Genomic DNA, 24834 nt, shown 5'->3' with positions numbered 1-24834 from the left:
TGTGGCTTCTTTTGTCGTGTCTCAATCAAAACATAGCTACGACGCAAAATAGAGTTGCGCCTTCTGCTTCAGATCCGCAGCCTGCTCAAGGCAAGGATGGTGAGGAATGGCTGTAGCGCTCATACTCGTTCTTGTCGCTGTCGGTTCAGTGGTCTTCCACCTCGTCAGTCCCTGGTGGTGGACGCCGATTGCATCGAACTGGCGCTACATCGATGATACGATCATCATCACCTTCTGGATCACGGGCGCGGTCTTCGTCGCCGTCATCCTCTTCATGGCCTATTGTGTTTACCGCTTTCGCCATCAGGAAGGACGGCAAGCCCATTATGAGCCTGAGAACAAGCGTCTGGAATGGTGGCTGACCATCGTAACGGGTGTCGGCGTCGCCGCCATGCTGACGCCCGGCCTCTTCGTGTGGCAGCGGTTCATCACTGTGCCCGACGACGCAACCGACATCGAAATCTTCGGCCAGCAATGGCAATGGAGCTTCAGGCTGCCCGGGCCGGACGGGCAGCTCGCCACAACCGACACACGCCTGATCAGCCCGGATAATCCGCTCGGCCTGAACCGCGATGATCCGAAGTCGCAGGACGATATGGTCATCGAAGGCGGAGAACTGCATCTGCCGGTCAACAAACCGGTCAAGGCTCTCCTGCGCTCTCCCGATGTGCTGCACGACTTCTATGTGCCGGAGTTTCGGGCGAAGATGGATCTGGTGCCCGGACAGATCTCCTACATCTGGTTCACCCCGACGAGAACCGGGACCTTCGAGATCCTCTGCGCCGAGCTCTGCGGCGTCGGACACCCGCAGATGCGCGGGAAGGTCATCGTTCAGGAAGAGAGCGAATATCAGGCATGGCTGCAGGAACAGGCGTCGAAGAGCTTCGCGCACCTGACACCGGGCATCAGGAATGGAACCGTCATGCCTGATTGATCGAAGAGGAAGCGAGAGCTGCCGGGGAGAACATTCTGATGGTTGATGTCCCACTTGGGTCCACAGGAGTGGTTGCAGCGCCCGATGTCGAGGATGTCGAGCTCTATCATCCGCACAGCTGGGTGACGAAGTACGTCTTCAGCCAGGACGCGAAGATTATCGCCATCCAATACGCGTTCGTCGCTCTCTCCGTCGGTCTTGTCGCCCTCGTCCTGTCATGGCTGATGCGTCTGCAGTTGGGGTTTCCCGGCGTCTTCACCTTCATCGACGCCAATGCCTATTACCAGTTCATCACCATGCACGGCATGATGATGGTGGTCTATGTGCTCACCGCGCTCTTTCTCGGCGGCTTCGGCAATTACCTCATCCCGCTGATGATCGGCGCCCGCGACATGGTCTTTCCCTATGTCAACATGCTGAGCTTCTGGATCTATCTCCTGGCGGTTCTCATCCTCGTGGCGAGCTTCTTCGCGCCGGGCGGCCCCACAGGAGCCGGCTGGACGCTTTACCCTCCACAGGCCATCACGTCAGGGACACCGGGTGGCCAGGACTGGGGGATCATCATGATGCTCGTGTCGCTGATGGTGTTCATCATCGGCTTCACCATGGGGGGCCTGAACTACGTGGTGACGGTTCTGCAGGCGCGCGCGCGCGGCATGACCCTGATGCGCATGCCGCTCACCGTCTGGGGCATTTTCACGGCCAGCTTCATGGCGCTGCTCGCCTTCCCGGCCCTGTTCGTCGGCGCCGTAATGATGCTGTTCGACCGGGCGCTCGGCACCAGCTTCTTCATGCCGGCCATTGTCGAGATGGGACAGCCCCTGGACCGCAACGGCGGCAGTCCCCTGCTCTTCCAGCATCTCTTCTGGTTCTTCGGGCACCCAGAGGTCTACATCGTCGCCCTGCCGGCCTTCGGCATCGTGTCGGACCTGATCAGCACCCATGCGCGACGCAACATCTTCGGCTACCGGATGATGGTCTGGGCACTGCTGGCTATCGGGGCGCTGAGCTTCGTCGTGTGGGCGCACCACATGTATGTGAGCGGCATGAACCCCTATTTCGGGTTCTTCTTCGCCACCACCACGCTGATCATCGCCATTCCAACAGCGATCAAGGTCTACAACTGGATCCTCACCCTCTGGCGGGGCGATATCCACCTGACCATCCCCATGCTGTTCGCGCTCGCCTTTATCGTCACTTTCGTGAATGGCGGCCTGACCGGACTCTTCCTCGGCAACGTGGTCGTGGATGTGCCACTCTCTGACACCATGTTCGTCGTCGCGCATTTCCATATGGTCATGGGCGTTGCCCCCATTCTGGTGATCTTCGGCGCGATCTACCATTGGTATCCGAAGGTAACCGGACGCATGCTGAATGATGGGCTCGGCAAGCTCCATTTCTGGGTTACGTTCCTCGGCGCCTACGCGATCTTCTTCCCCATGCATTATCTCGGCCTCATGGGAATCCCGCGCCGGTACCATGACATCGCCGATATGGCCTTCGTGCCTCCCTCGGCGCACACACTTAATGCCTTCATCACCATCATGGCGTTGATTGTCGGCGCCATCCAGCTGGTATTTGTCTTCAATCTCTTCTGGAGCCTGCGTCACGGCAGGGAGGCCGGCGGCAATCCCTGGCGCGCCACCACCTTGGAATGGCAGACGCCCGAGACACCACCGCCTCACGGCAATTGGGGCAGACACCTGCCCGTCGTCTATCGCTGGGCCTATGACTACAGTGTACCGGGAGCCGATCAGGATTTCATAGCTCAAAACCAGCCGTGGCCCACACGGACATCGGGAGCCGGCCATGGGTAGCATCCTGTTCTTCCTGAGCATCCTGGCGATCCTCGCGACATGGTGGCTCTCGCGGCAGGGCTTGGCATCCAAGCCATGGCTGGAGCAGGGAGAAACAGCCGTTCTACCGGGCCTGCCTGTTCAATCGACTCATCCTGCAACTATCGGGCTGCGTGTGCTCCTGGCCGTCATCGGCTCCTTCTTCGCGCTTTTCATCAGCGCCTATGTTATGCGCATGCAGCTCCCGGATTGGCGAACCTTGCCCCTCCCGCCAATCCTCTGGCTCAACACCGCAATGCTTGCCTTGAGCAGCATCGCACTTCATGGCGCGACGGTCGCTGTGCGTCGTGGCGAGAGAACCGAACTCAAAGCGAGCCTGATTGCTGCCGGTATCGCGGCCCTGGCCTTCCTGTCGGGACAGCTCGTTGCCTGGCAGCAGTTGGTGGGCGAAGGCTATCGCCTCACCGCCAACCCGGCCAATGACTTCTTCTACATCCTGACCGGAGCGCACGGCCTGCATCTCCTGGGCGGGTTGGTGGCATTGGCCCGTACCACTGAGAAAGTGTGGCGTGTGCCTGCAACTGAGCAATTGCTCCTGCCGGTTGAGCTTTGCGCCACGTATTGGCACTTCCTGCTTATCCTCTGGCTCGTTCTCCTGAGCATCTGGACGGGCTGGGCAGGCGAGTTCGTGGATATATGTCGGCAGTTGCTGACGTGAGAGAGTCTATGCCCATGGCGGAACAAGCTGTGACGCACACAACCCACACCTACCCCGAGGCTTCGGGCCTGCGAAGCATCACAGCCGACTTCTCCTCAGACCGGCAGGCTTTCAGGAATGTCTCCTGGGGAAAGGCCATGATGTGGATCTTTCTCCTCAGCGACACCTTCGTGTTCAGCTGTTTCCTAATCTCCTACATGACGGCACGTATGTCCACGACCGTACCATGGCCCAACCCGAGCGAAGTCTTTGCCCTGACCATCGGAGGCACCAGCCTCCCGCTCATCCTTATCGCCATCATGACCTTCGTGCTGATCAGCAGCAGCGGCACCATGGCCATGGCGGTGAACTTCGCCTATCGTCGCGACCGCCGAAAGACCGCGATCCTGATGCTCGTGACGGCCCTGCTTGGAGCGACCTTCGTGGGCATGCAGGCCTTCGAGTGGTCCAAGCTGATCCATGAGGGGGTGCGCCCCTGGGCCAATCCGTGGGGAGCGGCGCAGTTCGGATCAAGCTTCTTCATGATCACGGGCTTTCACGGCACCCATGTGAGCTTCGGCGTGCTGTTCCTCCTGATCATTGCCAGAAAGGTCTGGCGGGGCGATTACGATCAGGAGCAACGCGGCTTCTTCACAAGCCGCCGAGGGAACTACGAGTCAGTCGAGATCATGGGCCTCTACTGGCACTTCGTCGATTTGGTTTGGGTCTTCATTTTCGCCTTCTTCTACCTCTGGTGAGCACGATCATGGCACAGGCATCCGCCCACACACAGGGACAGCAACATCCGATCAAGCTCTACCTCGTGGTCTGGGTCTGGCTGTTTATCTTAAGCGCCTGCTCGTACTTCGTCGACTACTTCCAGCTTCAGGGACTGCTGAGATACTCGCTCATCATGCTGTTCATGATGCTGAAGGCCGGACTTATCGTGGCCGTCTTCATGCACATGGCCTGGGAACGCCTTTCCCTGGTGTATGCCATCCTGGTGCCCGTCAGTGCCGTGCTGGTTTTTGTGGCGATCATGGTGCTGGAGTCGGATCACACGCTTCTCTCCAGAGTCTCATCTTTTGGACCAAGCACTTGAGCAGCAAAAAGGCGATCCCATTCTCAGGACCGCCTTCAGCCGTCAACTACGCGTGACCTATGTCACGGGATGAGCCTCGTCAGGATGGGGAGGTTCAACCACCCGGCGGTACAGATGCCAGGTCGCGTGGCCGAGCACCGGCATGACAATGGCGAGCCCCACGAAGAGCGGGATCGATCCGATAAGGAGCCCAGCCGCCACAATCAATCCCCACAGAGCCATCGTGATCGGGTTCATCGCCACGGCCTTGATCGACGTATAGATCGCCACTGCCACCCCCACGTCCCGGTCGAGAAGAAGTGGGAACGAGATCACGCTGATGCTCAAAACCGCAACGGCGAAACAGAAGCCGAGAATGTTGCCGATGACGATCAGCCTCATGCCCTCGGAGGTTGCGAGCACCTGGTTGACGAATTGCGAGTAAGATGCGGGCACCTCGTAGCCGAAGATGGACTGGTACAGCATGCGCGCCGATGTCAGCCACACGAGGAAGATCACAAGCAGCACCACCCCGAGCGCGGCGATCGAAGGAATCGACGGCGACTTGAGGACGTCGAAGGCATCCTGCCAAGTGGTGGTGAGACCAAGCTCCCGCCGCCGGCTGATCTCGTAAAGGCCGATCGCCGCGAAGGGACCCACAAGGGCAAAGCCCGAGGCCAGCGGATAGAGCAGCGGCAGCGCATTATTGCTGAACGTCAATGCTGCGAGGCACACACCGATGATAGGATAGATCAGCCCGAGAAAGACGAGATGGGACGGCATTGCCCAGAAATCATCGAACCCTCTCGCCAACGCCTCCTTCAGATCGTCGGGTGTAATCTTCCTGACAACCGGGTGGGCCGGGGTCTCCGTGGCACCGGCGACAATGTGGAAATGGGCCATAACCGCTCCTCCAGGGTTGAACCTTGGCAGTTGAGATCAGGCCATGCGTGGCAATGCGGCGGTCACGCTTAGCCGTAACCTATGCAATGAGTATAGCCGTGAACAAGGAGAATGTCGCCCTTGAATGGATTCTTAATATGGCAGAAATAGCGGGTCCATTCTCATGAATTGGGTTGCGCAGTGCAGCATTAACCGCACCAGCGGTGTTCAAAAACTTACTCTTGTACTTCTCATCAACCTCATGCTTGGCTTGTCAGACCGAGAACCTAGTCCGGCACACATCCTGTGCCCCTTAGAATGATGAGGCCGCCATTGGCAGATTGGAATGCCGGACAATACCTGAAATTCGAGGACGAGCGGACACGGCCTGCAATCGACCTCATCAGACGTATTCCTCTGGAAGAGATCCGTAGCGCCGTCGACATCGGCTGCGGCCCCGGAAACAGTACGGAGTTGATCGCCAACCGCTACCCGGACGCACGCGTGCTCGGCCTCGACACCTCCCCCGACATGCTCGCCAAAGCGAGAGCACGTTTGCCGGGGGTAAGCTTCCAGGAGGCGGACATTGCGGCTTGGGAACCGGACGAGCGCTACGATCTGATCTTCGCCAATGCCGTTCTGCAATGGCTGCCGGATCACCCGCGCCTGCTCGCACGGCTCGCATCGTTCCTGACACCAGGGGGATGCCTCGGGGTCCAGATGCCCAACAACCTGCAGGAGCCCTCGCATACACTCATGCGGAAGATGGTGCAGGAGGGACCCTGGGCGGAGAAACTCGAAACTGCATCCGTGTCCCGTGAGAAGATCGGATCCTTTGAGGACTACTATTCCTGGCTGCTTCAGGCGGGATGCTCGGTTGACATCTGGCAGACGACCTATGTTCATCTCCTGGCGGACGCGGCAGCCATCGTCGAGTGGCTCAAGGGAACGGGGTTGAGGCCTTATCTCGATCCCCTTTCCCCGGAGGAGCAAACCGCATACCTGGACCGGTACCACGCAGAGATTGCAATGGCATATCCGGGGCAAGCCGATGGCAAGGTTCTCCTGCGCTTTCCGCGTCTGTTCTTCGTCGCTCAACGACAGTGAGGGCTGCCACGAACTCTGAAGGGTGACATCCGGCACATCGCTGGCTCTCTCCCGTCCTCCATACTATGATTCATAGGCATCTTTGGGCCGTTCAGGACAACAATCAATCCTTCGGCAGCGGAGAACGACGATGACACGGAGCCGGACAAGCCGCTGGGCAATTCCCCTTGCTGCGATGCGGCTCGTCCTCCTGGGCACTCTGTTCCATCTACCCTCAAGCGAGGCTGCCCGGGCTCAAGGAATCGGCTGCGTGCTCCAGACGGCTACAGCGCCGCAACGACAGATCCTGCGCTGCCGGGATGGCCTCACTATCGAGGCTGAAGCGGGAGCAGCCTACAATCTCGTGGATCAGAACAGGGACGGTCAGCCCGATGCCGTGAACCTGCAGGGCCGCGCCATCCTCATTGATGCGCCGGCACAATCGGCGCGACAGGGATTTCAGATCATGACGCCGCAGGCCATCGCGGCCGTGCGTGGCACGCAATGGGTTGTCGATGTGATCGGCGCCAGAACCTCCGTCTTCGTGGTGACCGGACGGGTCGCGGTGCGGCGGATCTCAGGCAATACGCGCGGCGTCAGCCTCGGGCCTGGAGAGGGTGTCGATGTCGAGGCCGGCACCTCACCTCTCGTCGTGCGGCGCTGGCCCGCTGCCCGCGCCGCCGCCCTCCTCGCCCGTCTCGGGCGCTGAGCCACCATGCGCAGGCGATTTGCCATCCCGCTGATCGCCGCGGCCTTGGCGGGTCTCTGGGGAGCAGGACTGGCCTTCCTGCACTGGCAGGGCAATTCCTCCCTGCTCGACCGCCTGGAAGCTCCCTTTATCGACCTCCGGTTTGTGATCCAGGGCCCACGCCCCGCACCGGAGGGCATCACGATCCTGGCCATCGATGATGAGACCGTGCAGCAGGTCGGCGCCTATCCCCTGCCCCGCACTAGGATGGCGCAGCTCGTCTCGAACGTGGGACGCATGCGTCCCAAGGCCATTGCGCTCGACATTCTTTTCGTGGATCCAGGCCCGACGGAGGGTGATCTTGCGCTGGCAAAAGCACTCGGCGGGACGCGGAGCGTTCTGGCGGCCGCAGGCCTGTTCGAGCGCGGTGCGAAACTCGCTTCCGCCTCTGTTGGCACTGCACCCGGCGACCTCCCAACAGTGCAGAGACTTCTCCTACCGATCGAGACTCTGGCCCGCGCCTCGGCACTTGGTGTCGTGAACATATCCACCGATCCGTCCGGTGTACCCCGTCACATTCCGCTTCTGATCCGCTCAGGCGCTCAGATCATTCCGTCATTCCCGCTCCGCACCGTCTCTGTTGCCATAGGACAAGATCCGGTTCTCAGTGGGGACAAACTCGCCATCGGCAATGTGGCGACGGGCACGGAGGGCGGATATGCACTTGCCCTCCGCTTCTATGGCCCGGCCGGCACCATTCGCACGGTCAGTGCGAGTCAAGTCTTGAGCGGCCAAGCGGATGGTGATGCGTTTCGAGACCGGATCGTCGTGATCGGCGCAACGGTAACGGGAGGCGGCGATGCCTTTCCGACACCCTTCGATCCTGTCTTGCCGGGTGTCGAGGTTCTGGCGACGGCAGTGGCGCATCTGATGCAGGGCGACGGATTGGTGCGCGGCGGACGTGTGCGTCTCGTCGACGGCTCCGTGGCCATCCTGCTGCCGGTTCTGTTCGTTTTTCTCCTTGCTTGGCATCGCGGCATCTGGGGTTTCGCGGTTATCACAGTGGTCACAATCGCATGGATCGGCCTGACCTTCGTGGCTTTCACGCGAGGCATCTGGCTCAGCGCAACCCTTCCGCTGCTAGCCGCCCTGCCTCCGGCGATGATCTTCGGAGCGGCAGAGCTCTGGCTCGACCGGCTTCGCGCGGACAGGCTCAGCCTGCAGAGCAGAACCCTGCGCCGCTTTCAACCTCCGAGTCTCACAAAACGGCTCGCCGAAGATCCCGCTTTTCTCATGAAGCCGGTGCGCCAGAAGGCAGCCGTGATCTTCATCGATCTGTCGGGCTTCACGGGTCTGAGTGAGCTCCTGCCCCTCGACGAAACTCGCGAGATGCTAAGGGGATTTCATGCTCTCGTGGATCAGGAAGCGGTGCACCATCGGGGTATCGTCGCCAGCTTCATGGGCGACGGCGCAATGATCCTGTTCGGGCTGCCGGATTCCTCGCCTGAGGACGCCTGCCACGCGGTGGGGGCCTGCGTCGGACTGTGCCTGAGAACGGAAGAATGGATGACGAGACTACCCGATGGGATTGCGTCTCGGATCGGCTTTAAGATCGGGGCACATTTCGGCGAGATCATCGCATCCCGGCTCGGCGGCGACAGCCATCAGCACATCACAGCCATCGGCGATACGGTCAATGTGGCGAGCCGCTTGATGGAGGTCGCCGCGGCACACGATGCCGATGTGGCCCTGAGCGACGAACTCCACCGTGCAGCGGGCGACGCCTGTTCGGTTTTTGAATCCGGTCTCCTGGAGGGAACGTTCCCGACAGCTATCCGTGGCCGGTCCGGTTCCATTCCGGTCTGGCTCTGGCGAAGGGACCGCCGCCTCAGCCACATGCGTTCAGGCTCCGGTGTACGCCACCGGAGCCCGTCCTAACCATCATGACGCGCCTGGTTCAGAGCTGCTCGGGAGCCGGCATGCCGTTTCCGAACCAGTTCTTCTGCATCAAGGACTTGGCTTCCTCGACCGTCGGCTGATCGCCCTGTGCCTCGGCTGCACGCAGTAGCCCTGCGGCGGCCCAGCCATTATTTGGCGAGCGCCGCAGCGCTTCACGGAACGCCATGGCTGCTTCGGCAGGCTTGCCTTCTGCCATCAGCGCCGCCCCGAGGGATTGATGGACCGGATAATACCAGTAGGGCGGCTCCATGTAAGGCAGCCCGTCCTGGATCGTCGCAGCCTCCGCGAACAAGGTGGCAGCCTGCGCGTGTTCGCCGGCATTCTGCGCGATCCGCGCCTCGATCTCATGCACCGCGATCGAAAGCACATCCGGTCCCGGCACACCGGCATCGGGAAGAGCCATGATCTCAGGGCTCTTTGCCAGCGCGTCTATGGCACCTGCCTCCGCGCGGGCTTCATCAGCTCGTCCGAGACGGGCCAAGGCAACACCGCGCGCATAGTGCCACGCGGCTTTGACGTAGGGAAAGTCACCCTTCGGCGCCGGCAGGGCAAGCACGTCCTCGGGCTTCGAGAAGACCGCATGAACGTTGTAGGGTGCTGCCGTTATCGGCTGCGTCCACGGCACCTCACGCTGAGCGCGCTCCGAAACAATGCCCGAGAGCTTCTGTGCCGCCTCTACGGCTGTGCTGCCGTCACCACCCGTAAGCGCCGAGACCATCAGGAAGTGAACGTTGTGCGCATAATAGGCTTCGGAGTAAAGCAGGCTCGCGCCTCCCTCCTTGACGAGCGCCTCATCGGCCGCTGCCGCACGCACATTGGCATCAAGGCTCTCGCGCCAGCGTCCAAGCCTGTACCAGATATGGCTCGGCATGTGCACCAGATGCCCCGCCCCTGGCATCAGGCTTTCCAGGCGAGAGGCGTGAGGAGCGGCTCGCTCCGGGTGGTCCGACGCCTCGACCGTGTGGATATAGAGATGCACAGCACCGGGGTGATCAGGCTTGGGCTCTATCGGACTAGACTGCGCCGTTCCGAGCACACCTTCCAGCAGCGTGACAATCTTTTCAGTTTTGCCCTTCGGCGTCCTGCCGCCGTCGGCCCAATAGTCCCACGGGGTGAGATTCATGAGAGCATCCGCCGTGAGCACTGCTATGTGCGGATCGTTCGGAAAGCGGGCCTGCACAGCCTCCATGGCATCCGCATAAGCTTGGTCCAGAGCTTTGCGATCGGCATTGGAATCAGGCGAGTGGCGCTTCGAGAGCGCCTCCACCAGGGCGATCTGCATGTCCCCGCTGGCGGGGGCAAGACCTCTTGCCTTCTCAAGGACGGTGAGCGCACGCGCATTCGCGTCCGCATCCATCGGGTAGTTGATATGCGGCCCGAGTACCCAGGCCTCACCCCACAGGCACATGGCGCAATTCGGGTCGAGCTCCTGCGCTGCGCGGAAGGCTCGCGCCGCTTCCGCATGATTGAAGCCCCAACCTAGCCGGTAGCCCTGATTGAAATAGGCCTGCGCCTCTCCGCTTGGATCCTTGGTCACCGACCAGGAGAGAGTACCGAGATTGTCCCGGAGCGGGGGTTTGGCATCGGAGGTGGGCGCTGCAGCGCCATGGGGTAGATCGCGGCTGTATGTGCCAAGCTCAGTCCGCTTCGGCTGAACAGTGCTGGTTTGTGGTTGCAGCTGCGCAAGGGACATCTGGTGGCCGGAGCCATGATCGTTCGGCTTCTGCAAGGCATGCAGCATGCGAACCCGCGGAGAGTCATGATTGCCCAGAGGACAAGCAGAAGCGGCACTTCCTGCAAGGAGCGCCAGAGCGGCCGTCGCCGCGAGCAGAGCGGATTGCGAGGAGCGGCGGCGATAGTAAGCGTCGAAGGTCGTCATGAACAGATCCTCCTGCCTTGGTGCGTGCAGGAGAATAAGGATGAACGCTCGTCGCGTCGGTGCTCATCGGCACATAATGATCATACAATCTCTGTGCCGAATTTTGTCATTCTCTGAATAACTATCGTTACAACATAGAGGAATGGAAGCCACATTGAAGATAGAGAGCTTCTTCCTCCACAGGCTCTAATCCACATGGATAAAGCAGCATGCGGGGACAGGGGATCATTGCCCCTGTCCATGAAATGCTGACAGCTTTGCTCAGGCGCTTTGCTGATCGACCGAATGCGCGATGCGATCTGAGCGCCGTCTCTCACGCCGCAGGCGCTTCATCAGCGCAATGGATGCAACCATCGTGCGTTCGAGTTCAGCCAGAACGTTGTTCGTGTCTGGTGCGAGGGAGTGGTTCTTTCGTTCCAGTTTCATCGGCAGCTTGTTCCGCTCTTCCCTTGTACTGCAGGCGCGCGATGCTGGCACCTGAGACATAAGCAAAGCGTTGCAGTGCGGCTGCAATGTGGCAAATGCTCATAAGAGTAATGGTCGCAACGATATAGTAGACGCTATTTATGTGGCGACGAACGTACTGCGGCTTGCAAAACGAAAGCCGCCAGGATCCAAGAATCCTGGCGGCTGCCACAGAGCATCGTCTCGATCACCGCTGGTTTGGATTGAAGTGCTTCTTGAGCTTCTGGCCGTAGGATGCGTAATCCTTCTGAAGTGCCTCGGTCTGCGCCGCGAAGGCGGTCACCTTCTGCGGGAAGCGCGTCTCGAACATGAACGCCATTGTGCCTTCCAGCTTGTGCGGCTTCAGCTCCACATTGCTCGCCTTCTCGAACGCATCCGTGTCAGGCCCGTGCGGCAGCATGGTATTGTGCAGCGACATGCCGCCGGGCACGAAGCCCCCGCCCGTCTTAGCATCGTAAACGCCGTAGATCAGGCCCATGAATTCGCTCATCACGTTCATGTGGTACCACGGCGGCCGGAACGTGTTCTCCGCCACCAGCCAGCGCTCAGGGAAGATCACGAAGTCGATATTGGCCGTGCCGGGTGTCTCCGATGGCGAGGTCAGCACCGTGAAGATCGACGGATCGGCGTGATCGTAGAGAACCGGCCCCACCGGCGAGTAGCGGCGCAGGTCATACTTGTAGGGCGCGTAATTGCCGTGCCAGGCGACCACGTCGAGCGGCGAGTGGTCCATGTCCGCCACCCAGAGCGTGCCGCCCCATTTCACGTACATCTTCGAGGGCGCATCCTTGTCCTCGTAGGCGGCCACAGGGGTGAGGAAGTCGCGTGGGTTGGCCAGGCAGTTGGCGCCGATGGGTCCCCGCTCGGGCAAGGTGAAGGCGCCGCCGTAGTTTTCGCACAGGTAGCCGCGCGCCGGCCCGCCTGTAAGTTCCACCCGGATCTTCACCCCACGCGGGATGACTGCGATCTCACCCGGCTCGATGTCGATGATGCCGAACTCGGTCCAGAGCCGCAGCGAGCCCTGCTGCGGCACGAACAGCAATTCGCCATCGGCATTGTAGAAGTACTCATCTTCCATGGAGCGGGTGACGAGGTAGACATGGGAACCCATGCCCGCCTGGGCGCCGGCATCGCCGGCTGTTGTAATGGTGCGGATGCCCTCCAGGAACGAGACGGACTCATCGGGGATCGGGATCGGATCCCAGCGCATGGGTGCGATCGGCATCTCCACCTCGACGGCAGGTGCCGTGCGCCACAGGCCTATGTCGGCCTTCTGAAACTGGCCCCAGTGAGACACGGTCGGGCGGATGCGGTAGAGCCAGGAGCGCTCGTTGGTGGTGCGTGGCGCCGTAAAGGGCGAGCCGGAGAGTTGCTCGGCATAAAGGCCATAGGAGCACTTCTGGGGCGAGTTGCGGCCGATGGGCAGGGCGCCGGGCAATGCCTCGGTTTCGAAACCATTGCCGAAACCGGACATGTAGCCCGGCTGGATGGCGCTCTCGATCCTCTCGGAAGCCTGAGGCAAGGACGGGTTCTGGACATTCATGGGCATGACCTCCACTGTTGGTCACAAATGTAACTGTCCATTTTGTAACCAACAACCCGATGGCCAAACTCCAGCTTGAAGCCTTCCTGCCCTACCGGCTGAACCGGATCGCGGCTGCTGTCTCCCAGGACTTTCGCTCCGTCTATGGTCCGCACCACGACCTGACGATCCCGGAATGGCGAGTGCTGGCGACTTTGGGGCAGTTCGAGGCGATGAGCGCCAAGGCGATCGGTCGGCACTCAGCCATGCACAAGACCAAGGTCAGCCGGGCGGTGCGGGCCCTGGAGGAGCGGCGCTGGCTCAGGCGCCGCCCGAGCGATGAGGACCGGCGTGAGGAGATCCTGACCCTTACCTCACAGGGTGAGAAAGCTTACCGGCAGATTGTTCCCAAAGCGCTGGCCTTTGAACGCCGCCTGCTGGACCAGCTTGGCCCGAAGGCTGGGCTCCTTCTGGAAGCTCTGGAGCACCTCGAGATCATCGCCAAGATCGCAGCACGAGATGGGAGCGATCAGACCTGATGCCTCGCCCTCCGCTCAAACTGCTCGGCTGTGGGTACGGCCGGAGACGCCGAGATAGGCATCGAAGGCCGAGGCCACGCTCCTGACCAGGAAGCGGGCATTGTCATTGACCGACAGCACATCGCCCTCCAGACGGATAACGCCGTCGTCCTGCAGCACGCGCAGCTTCGGGATCGCTAGCAGGATGGCCTCAGGAGCGGTCTCGTGATTGCGGCAGACCTGGCCCACATCGACCCGGAAGTCACACATCACGCGCTCGATCAGGTCGGCCCGCAGACGATCGTCGGTCGTCAGGGCATAGCCCTTCGCCGTTGCCAGCTCCCCCCGCTGGATGCGCTCGGCGTAGCGCCCAAGCACAACCTCGTTTTGGGCATAGCCTTGGGTCAACCGTGCGATAGCGGAGGCACCGAAGCCGATCAGCACATCGCTTGGATCTGTCGTGTAGCCCTGGAAGTTCCGGTGCAGAACGCCGTCGACCTGGGCCTGCACCATGGAGTCATTCGGCAGGGCGTAATGGTCAAGGCCGATCCGGCGGTAGCCTGCGCTCACCAGAGCCTCGGCGATCGCCTCAGCCTGAGCGTAGCGGGCTTCGCCATCAGGAAGCGTCGCCTCGTCGATCTTGCGCTGGTGCTTCTTGAACGAGGGCACATGGGCGTAGCCGAAGACAGAGAACCGCTCGGGGCGGAGCGCGATGCTCTGCCGGACCGTCTCGATGCAGGATTCCACCGTCTGGTGCGGCAGACCGTAGATGAGATCGAAGTTGATGCCGCAGATGCCTGCTCCGCGCAGACCTTCAGTCGCACGGGCGGTCTGCTCGAAGCTCTGGACGCGGTTGATCGCACGCTGCACGACCGGATCGAAGCTCTGGACGCCCAGGCTCGCACGGGTAACGCCAGCCTCGCCCAGGGCTTTTGTCATCGTCTTTGTCAGAGTGCGAGGATCAATCTCGACGGCGATCTCCGCAGAACCGTCGAGATTGAACCTCTGCCTCATGAGGGCTACGAGGCCGAGAAGCTCGGACGGCTCTATAATCGTCGGGGTTCCACCGCCGAAATGTACATGCTTCACGGCCAGCGGATTGCTCAGCCGATCGGTCACAAGCTCGATTTCGCGGCGAAGTACGGCGAGATAGTCGATGATCGGGGCATCCCGCTGAGTGATGGTGGTGTGGCAGCCGCAATACCAGCACATGGAGCGGCAGAACGGGACATGAAGGTAGAGCGAGGCCGTGGCATTCGCTGGGAGGGAAGTGAGCCACTGCCCGTAAGCTTCCTGGCCGATGACATCCGAGAATTGCGGCGCTGTCGGATAGCTTGTGTAGCGGGGAAGCCGCTCCTCGCCATATCGTGCTCTCAGGTCGTCCCTCATGAAGGCTCTCGCAGGGTATGATATTCTGCGATATCGCATCGCAGCTCCAGATACCGGGATGTACCAGGCTTCGCTCCCAGGTTCTTTGACCTCTGTCAATTTTGCCTATAGATGACGGCTGTTCAGAAGGGATTTTCCCCTACATTCGGACCTACCTTTACCGAATACCTAGTTTTTGTTCATCAGCCTTACTCTGACTATTCTCTTACCACCGGCGACCGGCGCCTTGCCTCTCGCACAAGAAATCAACGCAGGCACAGTTCCACCACTTTAGCGGTGCAAAAGATCCATTCAGGTTGCGCTCGGTTGAATTCAACGTTTTGAGCGACATGACCCGATTGAGAATCGAGGCAGGTGTCATGGCCGAAATACGGGTTGGCGTGACGGTCTCCGAGGACCGGCAGACGGTGACGATACAGATCGGCTCCACGGAAGACCCGTCGCGTCCGATCGGGCTTGATCTCAATCAGTTGACGAAACTGATCCAGCTGCTTGGCCAAGCGAGGTCTCGCATGCTTGAGGGCTCACGCAAACTTCCGCTCGATGGAAAGACAGTGGAAACCGTGATCGAGCCACCCTGGTATGTGCAGGTCGCAAGCATCGATGGCTCGCTTCTCGCCTTCGATCACCCCTCCTACGGCCCTCTCGCCTTTTCCCTTCCAAGGGATGACGTTGTTAGGATCGTGCGGATCTTGAACGAACATCTTGCGCTACCATCGGGTCACTCCCCTAGGCCAAGCTAACCCCTTCGAGAACTTGTTTCGACTGAGTGAGCTCGTAACCCGAAACAGCTATTGGCGCCGGCCCTTCGTTGAAAGATGCTTGGGCACATCTGTTGTTCAGTTTCCCACCCGCGGACGTGTGAAAACCGTCCAGTACGTGAGAGAGAAGCCCAAGAATGCTCCAGCCCAGGAGGCAGCCGCCACGTGCAGCAGAGTATCGCTGAAGCCCGGATGAATTGCCGCGCAGATTCGTGCAACCGCCCCGATGACGAGCAGCAGGTAGAGTATTTGCGTTGTGGTGCTCGCAACGAGCGCCCTCCCCGTATGCCCAAGGCTTGCCCGTGACATTACCGCCAGGGTCATTACCCCGATCGCGCCGCCGGTCCAAGCATGAATGCCCGCACCGGAAGGCATGAGCCGGAGGGAGGACAAGCCCACGAGAATGAAGCCGAGGGGAACAAAGGCGTAGCCAATGTGCAGGATGAGAACGAGACGATCGCGCCAGGTGCGCTCGCCAGCCCAGCGCCCCAGGCGCACAACCTGAAGAGCACCGGCGGCAATGAGAGCCGCTCCGGTAACTGTCCAATCCGGGAATCCAATCCACATGAGCAGCGCGATGCCGGCAGCAATCATGGAGGCTACGTCAAAGTGACCGAATGGTGCCGGCAGGCGACCGGGGTTTTCTCGCGCCAGCCAGTTCCGGGTGAAGCTCGGCACGATGCGGCCTCCGATCAGCATGATCAGCATCATGGTGGACGCAATTCCGAACCGGATGCCGTATTCGGCTCCCCCCGCAAGATTGGCCTCAATGTGAAAGACGATGTTGCCGGCGGCAAGAATCACGATTGCGATCAGGACCTTGAGATTGCGCCAGTTCTTTCCCTTGAGAATCTCCCGGCCCATGGCGGCCGCAACCAGGAATAGAAACGCGTTGTCGATGATCGCAGCGGCTTCCCAGCCAATCCGAGCAGAGGCGGTAACGGCAATTCGCCCCACGACCCAGGTCAAAAGCAGGACGAGCAGCGGTCGACCCTGAAGCGGCATTCGTCCAGTCCAGTTCGGCACGGCCGTAAGCAGGAACCCGGTGATGATTGCAGGGAGATAGCCGTAGAGCATCTCATGAATGTGCCAGTCACGTGGCACAAAGGCGGTCGAGAGCTGCAGTTCGCCGTAGAACATCGGCAGCCATGCCAGGATGGACAGGCCTGCATAGAGCGACCCAAAAAGGAAGAATGGTCGAAAACCATAGGAAAGCAGCGCGGGTCCCGAATAGTCCCGCAGACGTGGGATCGGAGCCACTTATTGACCTCCCTCGACTGGAATGAAAACGTCCTGTGCCATCACGGCCTGTCCTGAGGCAGCGTCGGTGGCCGTGAATACGATGTCCTGCCTCGCGTTTACCGGAGCCGTGACAAGCACGCGCAACTCGCGTGTGGTGTCTGGCGCGACAGCCAGCAGACCCGTCTCGCCGAGAATGTCCACGCTTGCCGCCTCCAGTCCGCTCACATGAAGGCGGAATGACCTTTCGCCATCGGCCTTGTTGTAAAGCCGCACCGCGTAGCCGTTCCGGGTCTGGCCATCCGACAGCCGCACGGCAACCGGATTGCGATCATGGATCACTGTGATCTTGGCATCGCTGCGCATGGAAAGGCTCGCGCCCATGATGCCACCTAGCGCGACGATGGATGCAGCAAGGCTAATTGTCTTCAGCCTGATTACGCGGCGCTTGGGAGCCTCACCCGCCCGTCCACGCTCGATGTTCGACCACGCTTCGTAGTCGATCAGACCTCGCGGGCGGCCAAGCTTCGCCATGGTCGTGTCGCAGGCATCGACGCAGAGGCCGCAATTGATGCAGGCGAAGTTCGGCCCCTCGCGGATGTCGATGCCAATCGGACAGACGGTGACGCATTGCATGCAGTCTACGCAGTCGCCTGCCGGCTTACCCCTCGCCTTCAGCTCGGTGGCCTTCTTCGCCGATCCACGCGGCTCGCCGCGGTAATCGCGATAGTTGACAGTCAACGCCTCGGGATCCCAGATCGCGCCCTGAAGCCGCGGCCACGGGCACATCCAGGTGCAGACCTGTTCGCGGGCATACCCGGCCAGGGTGTAGGTGGTACAGGTCAGGATCCCCACCCAGGCATAGGCGAGCATGGAGGCACGGCCCATGGCGAGATCGGTCAGAAGCTTCCTGGCATCCGTAAAATAGAGAACGAAGGCTCCCCCGGTGAGCATGGCGATGAGGAGCCAGGTCGCGTGCTTGAACCCGATCTCGAGCACGCGCCTCGCCGTGAGCGGTGCATTCTGTTTCTTCAGGCGCTCCCTGCGGTCGCCCTCGATGCAGCGCTCGACGAGCAGGAACAGGTCCGTCCAGACAGTCTGCGGGCAGAAGTAGCCGCACCAGACGCGTCCCGCGACGGCATTGAGCCAGATGAGAACCAGCGTGGCTAGGATCAAAAGGCCCGTGAGGTAATAGACCTCCTGCGGCCAGATCTCGATGAAGAAGAAATAGAGGCGTCCGCGCTCGAGGTCGAGGAGCACGGCCTGGTCGGGCTGAGCGGGTCCTCGGGACCATCGGATGAACGGCAATACGTAGTAGACGGCCAGGCAGCAGACCAGCGCGATCCACTTCAGGCGACGGTAGCGGCCGGATACCGACTGCGGGACGACCCGCTCTGTGATGAGCCCGCGCTTCGGCTTACGCAGATGCGCCCGCTCGGGCTTGAAGCTGATGTCGAGAGTAGCCATCGGGTGTCCAGGAACATGGACGCCGCCGCAATGGAAATACCGCGGCGGCATGAAGAACCGCGCCGGGAGGCGTTACTTCGCTGCGGTCTTGGTTGCCGCGAGCTTGTCAAACAGATTGCCGAAGATCTGCTTGGCTTTGCCAGGATGTGTGATGGCCTTGGCCTGGTCTGCGTTCGTCGGTTCACCGACCACGATCATGCCAACCATGCCCATGCCGTAATGCGGTTTGCACTTGTAGCCGTACACGCCGGGCTTATCGAAGGTGATCGCCATCTCTTCGTTCATCTTTCCCACGAAAGTCTTTCCACCCTCGGGGACCATCGTGTCGATCGTCTCGACATTGTGGCCCTTGTCAGAAGCCAGGAACTTGACCGTGTCGCCTGGATTGATTCTCACGAAGGCCGGCTCGAACACCATAACACCCTCGGTGCCCTTGTTGAGCATCTTCACTTCAACCTCGGCGGCGCCGGCCACACCAGCGAAACCAAGGGCCGCCACGAGTCCGCCGAGCACGATAACCTTCTTCATGTTGCTTCTCCTCGAATGAAACCTGCGAGCCTCACCGGCTCTTGCGGAGAAGTCATATGCCTCAACGGACATTCTCTATTTGATCTGCCACAAACTGCCGGCCATTCTTTGCCGGAACCGCTGACAGGAGCTCCCAATTCATCGAAGGAGCCGCCTGCCTTGAGCTACATCAATTCGGTCAGGCGGCTGCCGGTGTAAACAATGCGGAGCCAGGAATCCCAAGGTGATCGGGGGCGTTACGCGAGGCGAAAGGACGAGAACTCCTTCCGCTTTCGGCATGCCGCAAGCTTGGCCGTTGAACAAGAGATGGAAGCCGAAGAATGCCGAGCCTGGACAAATCCCTCGTCGCCGATCTCGATATATTCACCGGGGTAGAACCGGACGATCTGAGCGAAATCCTCCGGGAGGCTCAGTCGATCCGCTATCCGAAGGGAGTGAACGTTTTTGAGCAGGACGAGGAGGCGCACTCCTTCTTCATCCTTCTTCATGGGCACCTGCGGGTCATGAAGGTCACGCCCGATGGCCAGCAGGTCGTGGTCCGCTTCGTGGCGCCAGGCGAGATCTTCGGTATCGCCATGGCGATGGGGCGAGGCACCTACCCCGCGACGGCTTTGGCGGTCGTGGATAGCCTTGCTCTCGTCTGGCCGTCGGCGGCGTGGCCACGCCTCGTTGCCAAGCATCCTCCGCTCGCCGTCAACACGATCCAGACGGTCGGGAGCCGCCTTCAGGACGCCCATACGCGCGTCGTCGAGATGTCGACCGAGCAGGTCGAGCGGCGGGTTGCCCACGCTCTCCTGCGCCTCGCCCAGCAGGCGGGACGCAAGGGTGAAGACGGCATCCAGATCGACTTCCCGATCTCGCGACAGGACGTCGCTGAGATGACAGGCACGACCCTTCACACGGTAAGCCGTCTTCTGAGCGCATGGGAGGACCAGGGCCTCGTCGAGAGCGGCCGTCAGAGGATCTCGATCCGCAACCCTCACAGGCTGTTCATGCTCGCGGAAGCACCCTCGAACTAAGCGTACGCCTCATGCAGGCCAATGGGCGACGACGACCCCGAGATCACGGTCGCTTGAGGGCTCGCTCCGCTTGGCAATCATAGCATCCAACTCCGCGAGGAATTGGGCCTGTTCGACGCCATGCTCCCGGCAGGCGTCAGCAACGGTGTGAAAGCAGGTGATAGGGCATCCCACGCAGTGCATCCTGTGGTTCAGGAAGACGCGGATCGTCATGGGCCAGCGCCGCATCACCTCGTCGACGAACTGAGTTGCTTCAACGGACATCATGGCCTCCAAGCCAATGATTTCAATGGACATCATCTGTTTACCGGGTTTCTCGCCGCCGCTCTTTGCGCGGCATCAACGAGCCGAAGGATGCGGAGTCTCAAGGCACCTTATTGTTTGAGATGGGGCAAAGAAGCCGCACCAGCGATGTGTAAATATTCCGATTGTTGGAGCAGAATCGCCGTCGGGGGCACCAAATGCGATGTTGGGGGCGTCCTCTCGACCGATACACTATTGCCCGAATGTCGCGAAAGGCTCCAATCCGGCCACCAAAGAGAACCTACCGATGTGCAGTTGCAACGCCACCGAGACCGTCATCGACCTCCGACAGATCATGCCGCAGTTGCATCATCCCCTGATCTTCGGGACCTTCGACCAATTGTACGAAGGGGAGAGCCTCGTGCTCGTGAACGATTATGATCTGAGGCCGCTCCTCTACCAATTCGGCATCAGATACCCGGGCTCGTTCGATTGGGACTACATCGTAAAGGGCCCAGGTCTCTGGCAGGTGCGCATCAGCCGCGAGGTGGCCTGAAGCACCTCATCTTGAAGCGCCAAAAGCGAGGGGACCTGCTCCTCTCGACTACTCCACTCAGGGCTTGGCTATTGAGTGAGGAACAGGGTCACGGCGATCACAACCGACATGGTCACCGCTGCAACGGTGCCGCTCAAGCGCAGCACACCCATTCTGTGAAGCATCACGGCGAATATGACGATGAGGGGTGTCGCCATCACCAGTCCAACTTGCGCATCGCTCATCATCGATCTCCCCTGTATTTCGACTCCATCTTTCTATGAACCGAAACGCGGAGGACTTGTTTGCGACAGCGCAACGAGCATGCGCGATAACCGGCATAACCATCGGCCCTGGCAAGTTCTGACCAGAGGGTAACGATGGACACCGCGCGAGAGAACAGAACCTGGGGAGCACTCTCGGACCTGCCGGGACACCCGATGATGTGGGTTCTCATCTTGACTGAGACTGTCACTTTCGGACTTCTCTTCGCAATCTTCGCCATAACGGGAGTTGTTCATTCGGATGTTTTTTCGGCAGGCCGGGCACAGCTCGACCCCGTCCTTGGCGGGGTGAACACACTCGTCTTGATCACCAGCGGATGGCTGGCCGCCTTGGCCGTCGAGGCTCGCGTGATCGGACGCCGGACGATAGCGCGCCTGCTGCTCGCGGGAGCGGCAGCCCTGGGCTGCGTCTTCACCGCCATTAAGGTTGTGGAGTACGCGACCAAGGTAAGTGTGGGCATTGGTCTAGAGACGGACACGTTCTTCACGCTCTATTTCCTTGCGACGGGATTCCACCTCCTCCACGTCATACTTGGAGTTATTATCATCGCGGCGGTCGCAATGTACGACAGCTTGGATAATCTGAAGACCGGCACGGCTTTCTGGCACATGGTCGATCTCGTCTGGGTCGTGATGTACCCGCTGATCTATCTGGTTGGATGAATCATGACTCGGATTGCCGCACGCCAAGCAACGCGCGCCTGGTTCCTGCTGGTTCTGTTCACCGCCCTCAGCATGATCGTCTGGCATGTGGGAGCGAGAGGCCTCGTCGGTAGCGGCATCGTGCTAGCGGCAACCGTCCTTAAGGGGCGCTGGATGCTGATGGACTTTCTTAAGCTCAGACATGCTCCGTCCGGTTGGCAGATTGCGCTGTCGTCCTGGCTAATCCTGGTTGCCGTCTCGGCCTGGAGCGCCACCGCAATCAATCTTCTGCGCGGCTGACGGAGCGCTCCCCTCCAGAACTTGTGCCAGAACAAAGAACACCCCGCACGCTTCTGTACGTTGCCGATCATCCGCTCAGCGCGGCAAGCGATTTCATTGCGAGGTGTCACCCATGTTCACCCCTCTCGATCGGACGGCCGGCAGCCGAAGCCCGCCACAGGCTGTCCAGCACCGCGGCCCGTGCCGCATCCCTCACCTCCCTGCCCGATCAAGAAGGATCGCGTGATGGCTGAAGTCCTCACCAAATCGGCGGCAAGAAACGTGTTCTACGGAGGCTCGTTCTTCTTCTTCGCCATCTTCGTGGGCCTGACCGCCCACAGTCACTACTACATGAACACCACGTCGACCGATGTGTCGACGCTCAACGACTCCGTCGCCCGCGGCAAGCATGTGTGGGAGAAAAACTCCTGCATCAACTGCCACTCCATCCTCGGCGAAGGGGCCTACTTCGCCCCCGAGCTCGGCAATGTCTGGGTTCGCTACGGCGGCAAGGACGATCCGGCCGGCGCCCGCGAGACGCTGAAGGCCTGGATGGCCGCCCAGCCGACCGGCATCGAAGGACGGCGCCAGATGCCGCAGTTCAACCTGACCGACCAGGAACTCAACGACCTCGCCGACTTCCTGGAATGGACCAGCCGCATCAAGACCCAGAGCTGGCCGCCGAACAATGCCGGCTGAGAGGGGAAGATCATGAAGTACCAAACGCAAAAGGTGGCCCTGCTCTACTTCTACGGAGCCCTGGCCCTGTTCATCGCCCAAGTCCTGTTCGGCGTTCTCGCCGGCACGATCTACGTCCTGCCCAACACGCTGTCGGAGTTGCTGCCGTTCAACGTCGTCCGGATGATCCACACCAACGCGCTCATCGTCTGGCTGCTGATCGGCTTCATGGGAGCCACCTACTACCTGGTTCCGGAGGAAACCGAGACCGAGCTCTTCAGCCCATTCCTCGCCAGGCTCCAGTTCTGGATGTTCTTCATCGCGGCGGGCATCGCGGTGGTGGGCTACCTGTTCAAGATCCACGAGGGTCGCGAATTCCTGGAGCAGCCCTTCCTCATCAAGGTCGGCATCGTGGTCGTCTGCCTGATGTTCCTGTTCAACATCACCATGACGGTGCTCAAGGGCCGCAAGACCGTCGTCACCAACATCCTGCTCTTCGGGCTGTGGGGCGTGGCGATCTTCTTCCTGTTCTCCTTCTACAACCCTTCCAACCTGGCGGTCGACAAGATGTACTGGTGGTACATCGTGCATCTCTGGGTCGAGGGGGTGTGGGAGCTGATCATGGCCTCCGTGCTCGCCTTCCTGATGATCAAGCTCAACGGCATCGACCGCGAGGTGGTGGAGAAGTGGCTCTACGTCATCGTCGGCATGGCGCTGTTCTCCGGCATCCTCGGCACCGGTCATCACTTCTACTGGATCGGCGCGCCCGGCTACTGGCAGTGGATCGGCTCCCTGTTCTCCACCCTTGAGGTCGCACCCTTCTTCACCATGGTGGTCTTCACCGTCCAGATGACTTGGAAGGCCGGCCGCAAGCACCCGAACCGCGCGGCTCTGCTGTGGTCGATCGGCTGTTCGGTCATGGCCTTCTTCGGCGCCGGCGTCTGGGGCTTCCTGCACACCCTGTCGTCGGTGAACTATTATACCCACGGTACGCAGGTCACCGCCGCCCACGGGCACCTCGCCTTCTTCGGCGCCTATGTGATGCTCAACCTCGCCATGATGGCCTACGCCGTGCCGCAGATCCTCGGCCGGGCCCCGTACAACCAGATGCTCAGCATCGTGAGCTTCTGGATCATGTGCACGGCCATGTCGGTGATGACCTTCGCGCTCACCTTCGCGGGCGTGATCCAGGTCCACCTGCAGCGCGTGCTCGGCCAGTCGTACATGGACGTCCAGGATCAACTGGCGCTGTTCTACTGGATCCGCCTCGGCTCCGGCGTGTTCGTGCTGATCTCCGCAGCGATGTTCGTCTACGCGGTCTTCGTCCCCGGCCGCGAGAAGGCGCCGCGCATCGCGCATGGTCTCCAGCCCGCCGAGTGAGCCATCAGGGCGGCCGGACCGGGCCGCCCTGCCCCGTCTCGAATATTGAGGATTGACCGATGAAACCCCTGCTGCAAGCCGTTCCTGAACCCGCCGTCGAAATCCCCTACTACGTTCCAGCCGGCAATGAAGGCGCTCTCTTCGAGCTGGCCTGGAGCAAGCGCCTGCCCCTGCTCCTGAAAGGTCCGACCGGCTGCGGCAAAACACGGTTTGTCGCGCATATGGCGGCAAAACTCGGGCTGCCCCTCCACACCGTCTCCTGCCACGACGATCTCACGGCCGCCGACCTCACCGGTCGCTATCTCCTGAAGGGGGGCGATACGGTCTGGGCCGACGGCCCCCTCACCCGCGCCGTGCGCGAGGGCGGCATCTGCTACCTCGACGAGATCGTGGAGGCGCGCAAGGACGTGACCGTGGTGCTCCATCCCCTCACCGACGACCGGCGCATCCTGCCGCTCGACCGCACGGGCGAGGAGCTGCAGGCGCCGGATTCCTTCATGCTCGTCGTGTCGTACAATCCCGGCTATCAGACCCTGCTCAAGTCGCTGAAGCCTTCCACGCGCCAGCGCTTCGTGGCCATCGAGTTCGACTTCCTGCCGGTCGAGCACGAGAGCGTCGTCGTCGCGGCCGAGAGCGGCCTGTCCGCGGCGCGTGTGCGTCCACTGCTCCTGCTGGCCCGCCGCCTGCGGGCGCTCAAAGGCCAGGACCTGGAGGAAGGCGTGTCCACACGCTTGGTGGTCTACTGCGCGTCCCTCATTGCCGCGGGGGTCCCGGTTGAAGAAGCGGTTCTCGCCGCCATGATCGAGCCGCTGACCGACGATCTCGACGTCAAGAAGGCCCTGATCGAGGTTGCTCGCGCGACGCTCGCCTGATCCGGAGATCC

General features: G+C 60.9%; 27 protein-coding genes. 16 read left to right on the top strand and 11 right to left on the bottom strand.

Features of this window, described 5'->3' with window-relative positions; all coding sequences use genetic code 11:
• Positions 1 to 106 precede the first annotated feature (106 nt).
• From FHR70_RS06245 to FHR70_RS06225, 5 genes are read left to right on the top strand one after another with little or no spacing between them, the layout of a single operon-like run.
• Positions 107 to 934, top strand: coding sequence for a cytochrome c oxidase subunit II (locus tag FHR70_RS06245; RefSeq protein WP_183448115.1), 828 nt, complete (start codon positions 107 to 109; stop codon positions 932 to 934).
• A 35-nt stretch (positions 935 to 969) separates the two neighbouring features.
• On the top strand, positions 970 to 2751 hold the full coding sequence (gene ctaD / locus FHR70_RS06240) for a cytochrome c oxidase subunit I (protein ID WP_425487848.1): 1782 nt from the start codon (positions 970 to 972) through the stop codon (positions 2749 to 2751).
• Entirely contained in the window at positions 2744 to 3448 is a 705-nt protein-coding gene (locus FHR70_RS06235; protein ID WP_183448110.1) for a cytochrome c oxidase subunit 3, read from the top strand. The genes ctaD and FHR70_RS06235 overlap by 8 nt, the downstream gene beginning before the upstream one ends.
• 14 nt (positions 3449 to 3462) lie before the next feature.
• On the top strand, positions 3463 to 4185 hold the full coding sequence (locus FHR70_RS06230; protein WP_183448108.1) for a heme-copper oxidase subunit III family protein: 723 nt from the start codon (positions 3463 to 3465) through the stop codon (positions 4183 to 4185).
• 8 nt (positions 4186 to 4193) lie between these two features.
• Complete coding sequence (locus FHR70_RS06225; protein WP_183448106.1) at positions 4194 to 4529, top strand: cytochrome C oxidase subunit IV family protein; 336 nt, start codon at positions 4194 to 4196, stop codon at positions 4527 to 4529.
• A 57-nt stretch (positions 4530 to 4586) separates the two neighbouring features.
• On the opposite strand, the gene FHR70_RS06220 is transcribed toward FHR70_RS06225, so the two are convergent.
• On the bottom strand, positions 4587 to 5411 hold the full coding sequence (locus FHR70_RS06220; RefSeq protein ID WP_183448104.1) for a DUF2189 domain-containing protein: 825 nt from the start codon (positions 5409 to 5411) through the stop codon (positions 4587 to 4589).
• Positions 5412 to 5723: 312 nt separating this feature from the next.
• Here FHR70_RS06220 and tam point away from each other — a divergent pair, with 312 nt between their 5' ends.
• The 3 genes from tam (at position 5724) to FHR70_RS06205 (ending at position 9102) form a co-directional block, all read left to right on the top strand.
• A complete protein-coding gene (tam, locus tag FHR70_RS06215; RefSeq protein ID WP_183448102.1) occupies positions 5724 to 6497 on the top strand; it encodes a trans-aconitate 2-methyltransferase in 774 nt (257 codons plus the stop codon).
• A gap of 175 nt (positions 6498 to 6672) precedes the next feature.
• Positions 6673 to 7185 (top strand): FecR domain-containing protein, encoded by a 513-nt coding sequence (locus FHR70_RS06210; protein WP_183448553.1) that lies wholly within the window; start codon positions 6673 to 6675, stop codon positions 7183 to 7185.
• A 6-nt stretch (positions 7186 to 7191) separates the two neighbouring features.
• A complete protein-coding gene (locus FHR70_RS06205) occupies positions 7192 to 9102 on the top strand; it encodes a CHASE2 domain-containing protein (protein ID WP_183448100.1) in 1911 nt (636 codons plus the stop codon).
• Between the two features lie 19 nt (positions 9103 to 9121).
• On the opposite strand, the gene FHR70_RS06200 is transcribed toward FHR70_RS06205, so the two are convergent.
• From FHR70_RS06200 to hmgA, 3 genes are all read right to left on the bottom strand, one after another.
• The gene (locus FHR70_RS06200; RefSeq protein WP_183448098.1) at positions 9122 to 11002 is read right to left on the bottom strand and encodes a tetratricopeptide repeat protein; all 1881 of its coding nucleotides are present in this window, start codon (positions 11000 to 11002) and stop codon (positions 9122 to 9124) included.
• A gap of 261 nt (positions 11003 to 11263) precedes the next feature.
• Positions 11264 to 11428, bottom strand: coding sequence for a hypothetical protein (locus tag FHR70_RS06195; protein WP_183448096.1), 165 nt, complete (start codon positions 11426 to 11428; stop codon positions 11264 to 11266).
• Between the two features lie 226 nt (positions 11429 to 11654).
• A complete protein-coding gene (hmgA, locus tag FHR70_RS06190) occupies positions 11655 to 13010 on the bottom strand; it encodes a homogentisate 1,2-dioxygenase (protein WP_183448094.1) in 1356 nt (451 codons plus the stop codon).
• Positions 13011 to 13069: 59 nt separating this feature from the next.
• Here hmgA and FHR70_RS06185 point away from each other — a divergent pair, with 59 nt between their 5' ends.
• Complete coding sequence (locus tag FHR70_RS06185) at positions 13070 to 13528, top strand: MarR family winged helix-turn-helix transcriptional regulator (protein WP_183448092.1); 459 nt, start codon at positions 13070 to 13072, stop codon at positions 13526 to 13528.
• Between the two features lie 15 nt (positions 13529 to 13543).
• Here the strand turns inward: FHR70_RS06185 and hemN are convergent, their stop codons facing one another.
• The 5 genes from hemN to FHR70_RS06160 form a co-directional block, all read right to left on the bottom strand.
• Positions 13544 to 14896, bottom strand: a complete 1353-nt coding sequence (hemN, locus tag FHR70_RS06180) for an oxygen-independent coproporphyrinogen III oxidase (protein WP_183448090.1) — start codon at positions 14894 to 14896, stop codon at positions 13544 to 13546.
• A gap of 245 nt (positions 14897 to 15141) precedes the next feature.
• Positions 15142 to 15396, bottom strand: coding sequence for a hypothetical protein (locus FHR70_RS06175; protein ID WP_183448088.1), 255 nt, complete (start codon positions 15394 to 15396; stop codon positions 15142 to 15144).
• A gap of 339 nt (positions 15397 to 15735) precedes the next feature.
• Entirely contained in the window at positions 15736 to 16917 is a 1182-nt protein-coding gene (locus tag FHR70_RS06170; RefSeq protein WP_183448086.1) for an NnrS family protein, read from the bottom strand.
• Positions 16918 to 18363 carry a cytochrome c oxidase accessory protein CcoG gene (ccoG, locus tag FHR70_RS06165; protein ID WP_246407805.1) on the bottom strand — a complete coding sequence of 482 codons (1446 nt, stop codon included), beginning with the start codon at positions 18361 to 18363 and terminating at the stop codon, positions 16918 to 16920.
• Positions 18364 to 18435: 72 nt separating this feature from the next.
• Positions 18436 to 18891: a pseudoazurin gene (locus FHR70_RS06160; protein ID WP_183448082.1), complete on the bottom strand. Its 456-nt coding sequence runs from the start codon at positions 18889 to 18891 to the stop codon at positions 18436 to 18438.
• Positions 18892 to 19211: 320 nt separating this feature from the next.
• On the opposite strand from FHR70_RS06160, the gene FHR70_RS06155 reads away from it, so the two are divergent.
• Positions 19212 to 19910: a Crp/Fnr family transcriptional regulator gene (locus FHR70_RS06155; protein ID WP_183448080.1), complete on the top strand. Its 699-nt coding sequence runs from the start codon at positions 19212 to 19214 to the stop codon at positions 19908 to 19910.
• Between the two features lie 9 nt (positions 19911 to 19919).
• On the opposite strand, the gene FHR70_RS06150 is transcribed toward FHR70_RS06155, so the two are convergent.
• A complete protein-coding gene (locus FHR70_RS06150; protein ID WP_183448551.1) occupies positions 19920 to 20174 on the bottom strand; it encodes a DUF1858 domain-containing protein in 255 nt (84 codons plus the stop codon).
• A 286-nt stretch (positions 20175 to 20460) separates the two neighbouring features.
• Here FHR70_RS06150 and FHR70_RS06145 point away from each other — a divergent pair, with 286 nt between their 5' ends.
• Entirely contained in the window at positions 20461 to 20709 is a 249-nt protein-coding gene (locus tag FHR70_RS06145) for a DUF2249 domain-containing protein (protein WP_183448078.1), read from the top strand.
• A 68-nt stretch (positions 20710 to 20777) separates the two neighbouring features.
• Here FHR70_RS06145 and FHR70_RS06140 read toward each other — a convergent pair whose 3' ends face one another.
• The gene (locus tag FHR70_RS06140; protein WP_183448076.1) at positions 20778 to 20933 is read right to left on the bottom strand and encodes a hypothetical protein; all 156 of its coding nucleotides are present in this window, start codon (positions 20931 to 20933) and stop codon (positions 20778 to 20780) included.
• Between the two features lie 135 nt (positions 20934 to 21068).
• On the opposite strand from FHR70_RS06140, the gene FHR70_RS06135 reads away from it, so the two are divergent.
• From FHR70_RS06135 to FHR70_RS06115, 5 genes are all read left to right on the top strand, one after another.
• Positions 21069 to 21635 carry a cytochrome c oxidase subunit 3 gene (locus tag FHR70_RS06135; RefSeq protein WP_183448074.1) on the top strand — a complete coding sequence of 189 codons (567 nt, stop codon included), beginning with the start codon at positions 21069 to 21071 and terminating at the stop codon, positions 21633 to 21635.
• A gap of 3 nt (positions 21636 to 21638) precedes the next feature.
• Positions 21639 to 21914 carry a cytochrome C oxidase subunit IV family protein gene (locus tag FHR70_RS06130; protein ID WP_183448072.1) on the top strand — a complete coding sequence of 92 codons (276 nt, stop codon included), beginning with the start codon at positions 21639 to 21641 and terminating at the stop codon, positions 21912 to 21914.
• Positions 21915 to 22139: 225 nt separating this feature from the next.
• Positions 22140 to 22592, top strand: coding sequence for a c-type cytochrome (locus tag FHR70_RS06125; protein WP_183448070.1), 453 nt, complete (start codon positions 22140 to 22142; stop codon positions 22590 to 22592).
• 12 nt (positions 22593 to 22604) lie between these two features.
• Positions 22605 to 23951, top strand: coding sequence for a cbb3-type cytochrome c oxidase subunit I (locus FHR70_RS06120; protein WP_183448068.1), 1347 nt, complete (start codon positions 22605 to 22607; stop codon positions 23949 to 23951).
• Positions 23952 to 24010: 59 nt separating this feature from the next.
• Positions 24011 to 24823: a CbbQ/NirQ/NorQ/GpvN family protein gene (locus FHR70_RS06115; protein ID WP_183448067.1), complete on the top strand. Its 813-nt coding sequence runs from the start codon at positions 24011 to 24013 to the stop codon at positions 24821 to 24823.
• The last annotated feature ends 11 nt before the right edge of the window (positions 24824 to 24834 follow it).

The sequence above is a fragment of the Microvirga lupini genome (assembly GCF_014191055.1).
GTDB lineage: Bacteria > Pseudomonadota > Alphaproteobacteria > Rhizobiales > Beijerinckiaceae > Microvirga > Microvirga lupini_A.
Note: the sequence above shows the minus strand (reverse complement) of the source record. Positions and strands in the feature narration are given on the sequence as shown.

Bases quoted from the DNA above. Each gene is read 5' to 3' on its own strand.
- FHR70_RS06195 (WP_183448096.1), bottom strand. From the start codon at position 11,428: ATGAAACTGGAACGAAAGAACCACTCCCTCGCACCAGACACGAACAAC.
- FHR70_RS06145 (WP_183448078.1), top strand. From the start codon at position 20,461: ATGTGCAGTTGCAACGCCACCGAGACCGTCATCGACCTCCGACAGATC.
- FHR70_RS06160 (WP_183448082.1), bottom strand. From the start codon at position 18,891: ATGAAGAAGGTTATCGTGCTCGGCGGACTCGTGGCGGCCCTTGGTTTC.
- FHR70_RS06120 (WP_183448068.1), top strand. From the start codon at position 22,605: ATGAAGTACCAAACGCAAAAGGTGGCCCTGCTCTACTTCTACGGAGCC.
- ccoG (WP_246407805.1), bottom strand. From the start codon at position 18,363: ATGGCTACTCTCGACATCAGCTTCAAGCCCGAGCGGGCGCATCTGCGT.
- FHR70_RS06115 (WP_183448067.1), top strand. From the start codon at position 24,011: ATGAAACCCCTGCTGCAAGCCGTTCCTGAACCCGCCGTCGAAATCCCC.
- FHR70_RS06205 (WP_183448100.1), top strand. From the start codon at position 7,192: ATGCGCAGGCGATTTGCCATCCCGCTGATCGCCGCGGCCTTGGCGGGT.
- hemN (WP_183448090.1), bottom strand. From the start codon at position 14,896: ATGAGGGACGACCTGAGAGCACGATATGGCGAGGAGCGGCTTCCCCGC.
- FHR70_RS06150 (WP_183448551.1), bottom strand. From the start codon at position 20,174: ATGTCCGTTGAAGCAACTCAGTTCGTCGACGAGGTGATGCGGCGCTGG.
- FHR70_RS06135 (WP_183448074.1), top strand. From the start codon at position 21,069: ATGGACACCGCGCGAGAGAACAGAACCTGGGGAGCACTCTCGGACCTG.
- FHR70_RS06230 (WP_183448108.1), top strand. From the start codon at position 3,463: ATGGCGGAACAAGCTGTGACGCACACAACCCACACCTACCCCGAGGCT.
- FHR70_RS06130 (WP_183448072.1), top strand. From the start codon at position 21,639: ATGACTCGGATTGCCGCACGCCAAGCAACGCGCGCCTGGTTCCTGCTG.
- FHR70_RS06155 (WP_183448080.1), top strand. From the start codon at position 19,212: ATGCCGAGCCTGGACAAATCCCTCGTCGCCGATCTCGATATATTCACC.
- FHR70_RS06220 (WP_183448104.1), bottom strand. From the start codon at position 5,411: ATGGCCCATTTCCACATTGTCGCCGGTGCCACGGAGACCCCGGCCCAC.
- FHR70_RS06210 (WP_183448553.1), top strand. From the start codon at position 6,673: ATGCGGCTCGTCCTCCTGGGCACTCTGTTCCATCTACCCTCAAGCGAG.
- FHR70_RS06200 (WP_183448098.1), bottom strand. From the start codon at position 11,002: ATGACGACCTTCGACGCTTACTATCGCCGCCGCTCCTCGCAATCCGCT.
- FHR70_RS06140 (WP_183448076.1), bottom strand. From the start codon at position 20,933: ATGAGCGATGCGCAAGTTGGACTGGTGATGGCGACACCCCTCATCGTC.
- FHR70_RS06185 (WP_183448092.1), top strand. From the start codon at position 13,070: ATGGCCAAACTCCAGCTTGAAGCCTTCCTGCCCTACCGGCTGAACCGG.
- FHR70_RS06235 (WP_183448110.1), top strand. From the start codon at position 2,744: ATGGGTAGCATCCTGTTCTTCCTGAGCATCCTGGCGATCCTCGCGACA.
- FHR70_RS06225 (WP_183448106.1), top strand. From the start codon at position 4,194: ATGGCACAGGCATCCGCCCACACACAGGGACAGCAACATCCGATCAAG.
- FHR70_RS06125 (WP_183448070.1), top strand. From the start codon at position 22,140: ATGGCTGAAGTCCTCACCAAATCGGCGGCAAGAAACGTGTTCTACGGA.
- hmgA (WP_183448094.1), bottom strand. From the start codon at position 13,010: ATGAATGTCCAGAACCCGTCCTTGCCTCAGGCTTCCGAGAGGATCGAG.
- FHR70_RS06245 (WP_183448115.1), top strand. From the start codon at position 107: ATGGCTGTAGCGCTCATACTCGTTCTTGTCGCTGTCGGTTCAGTGGTC.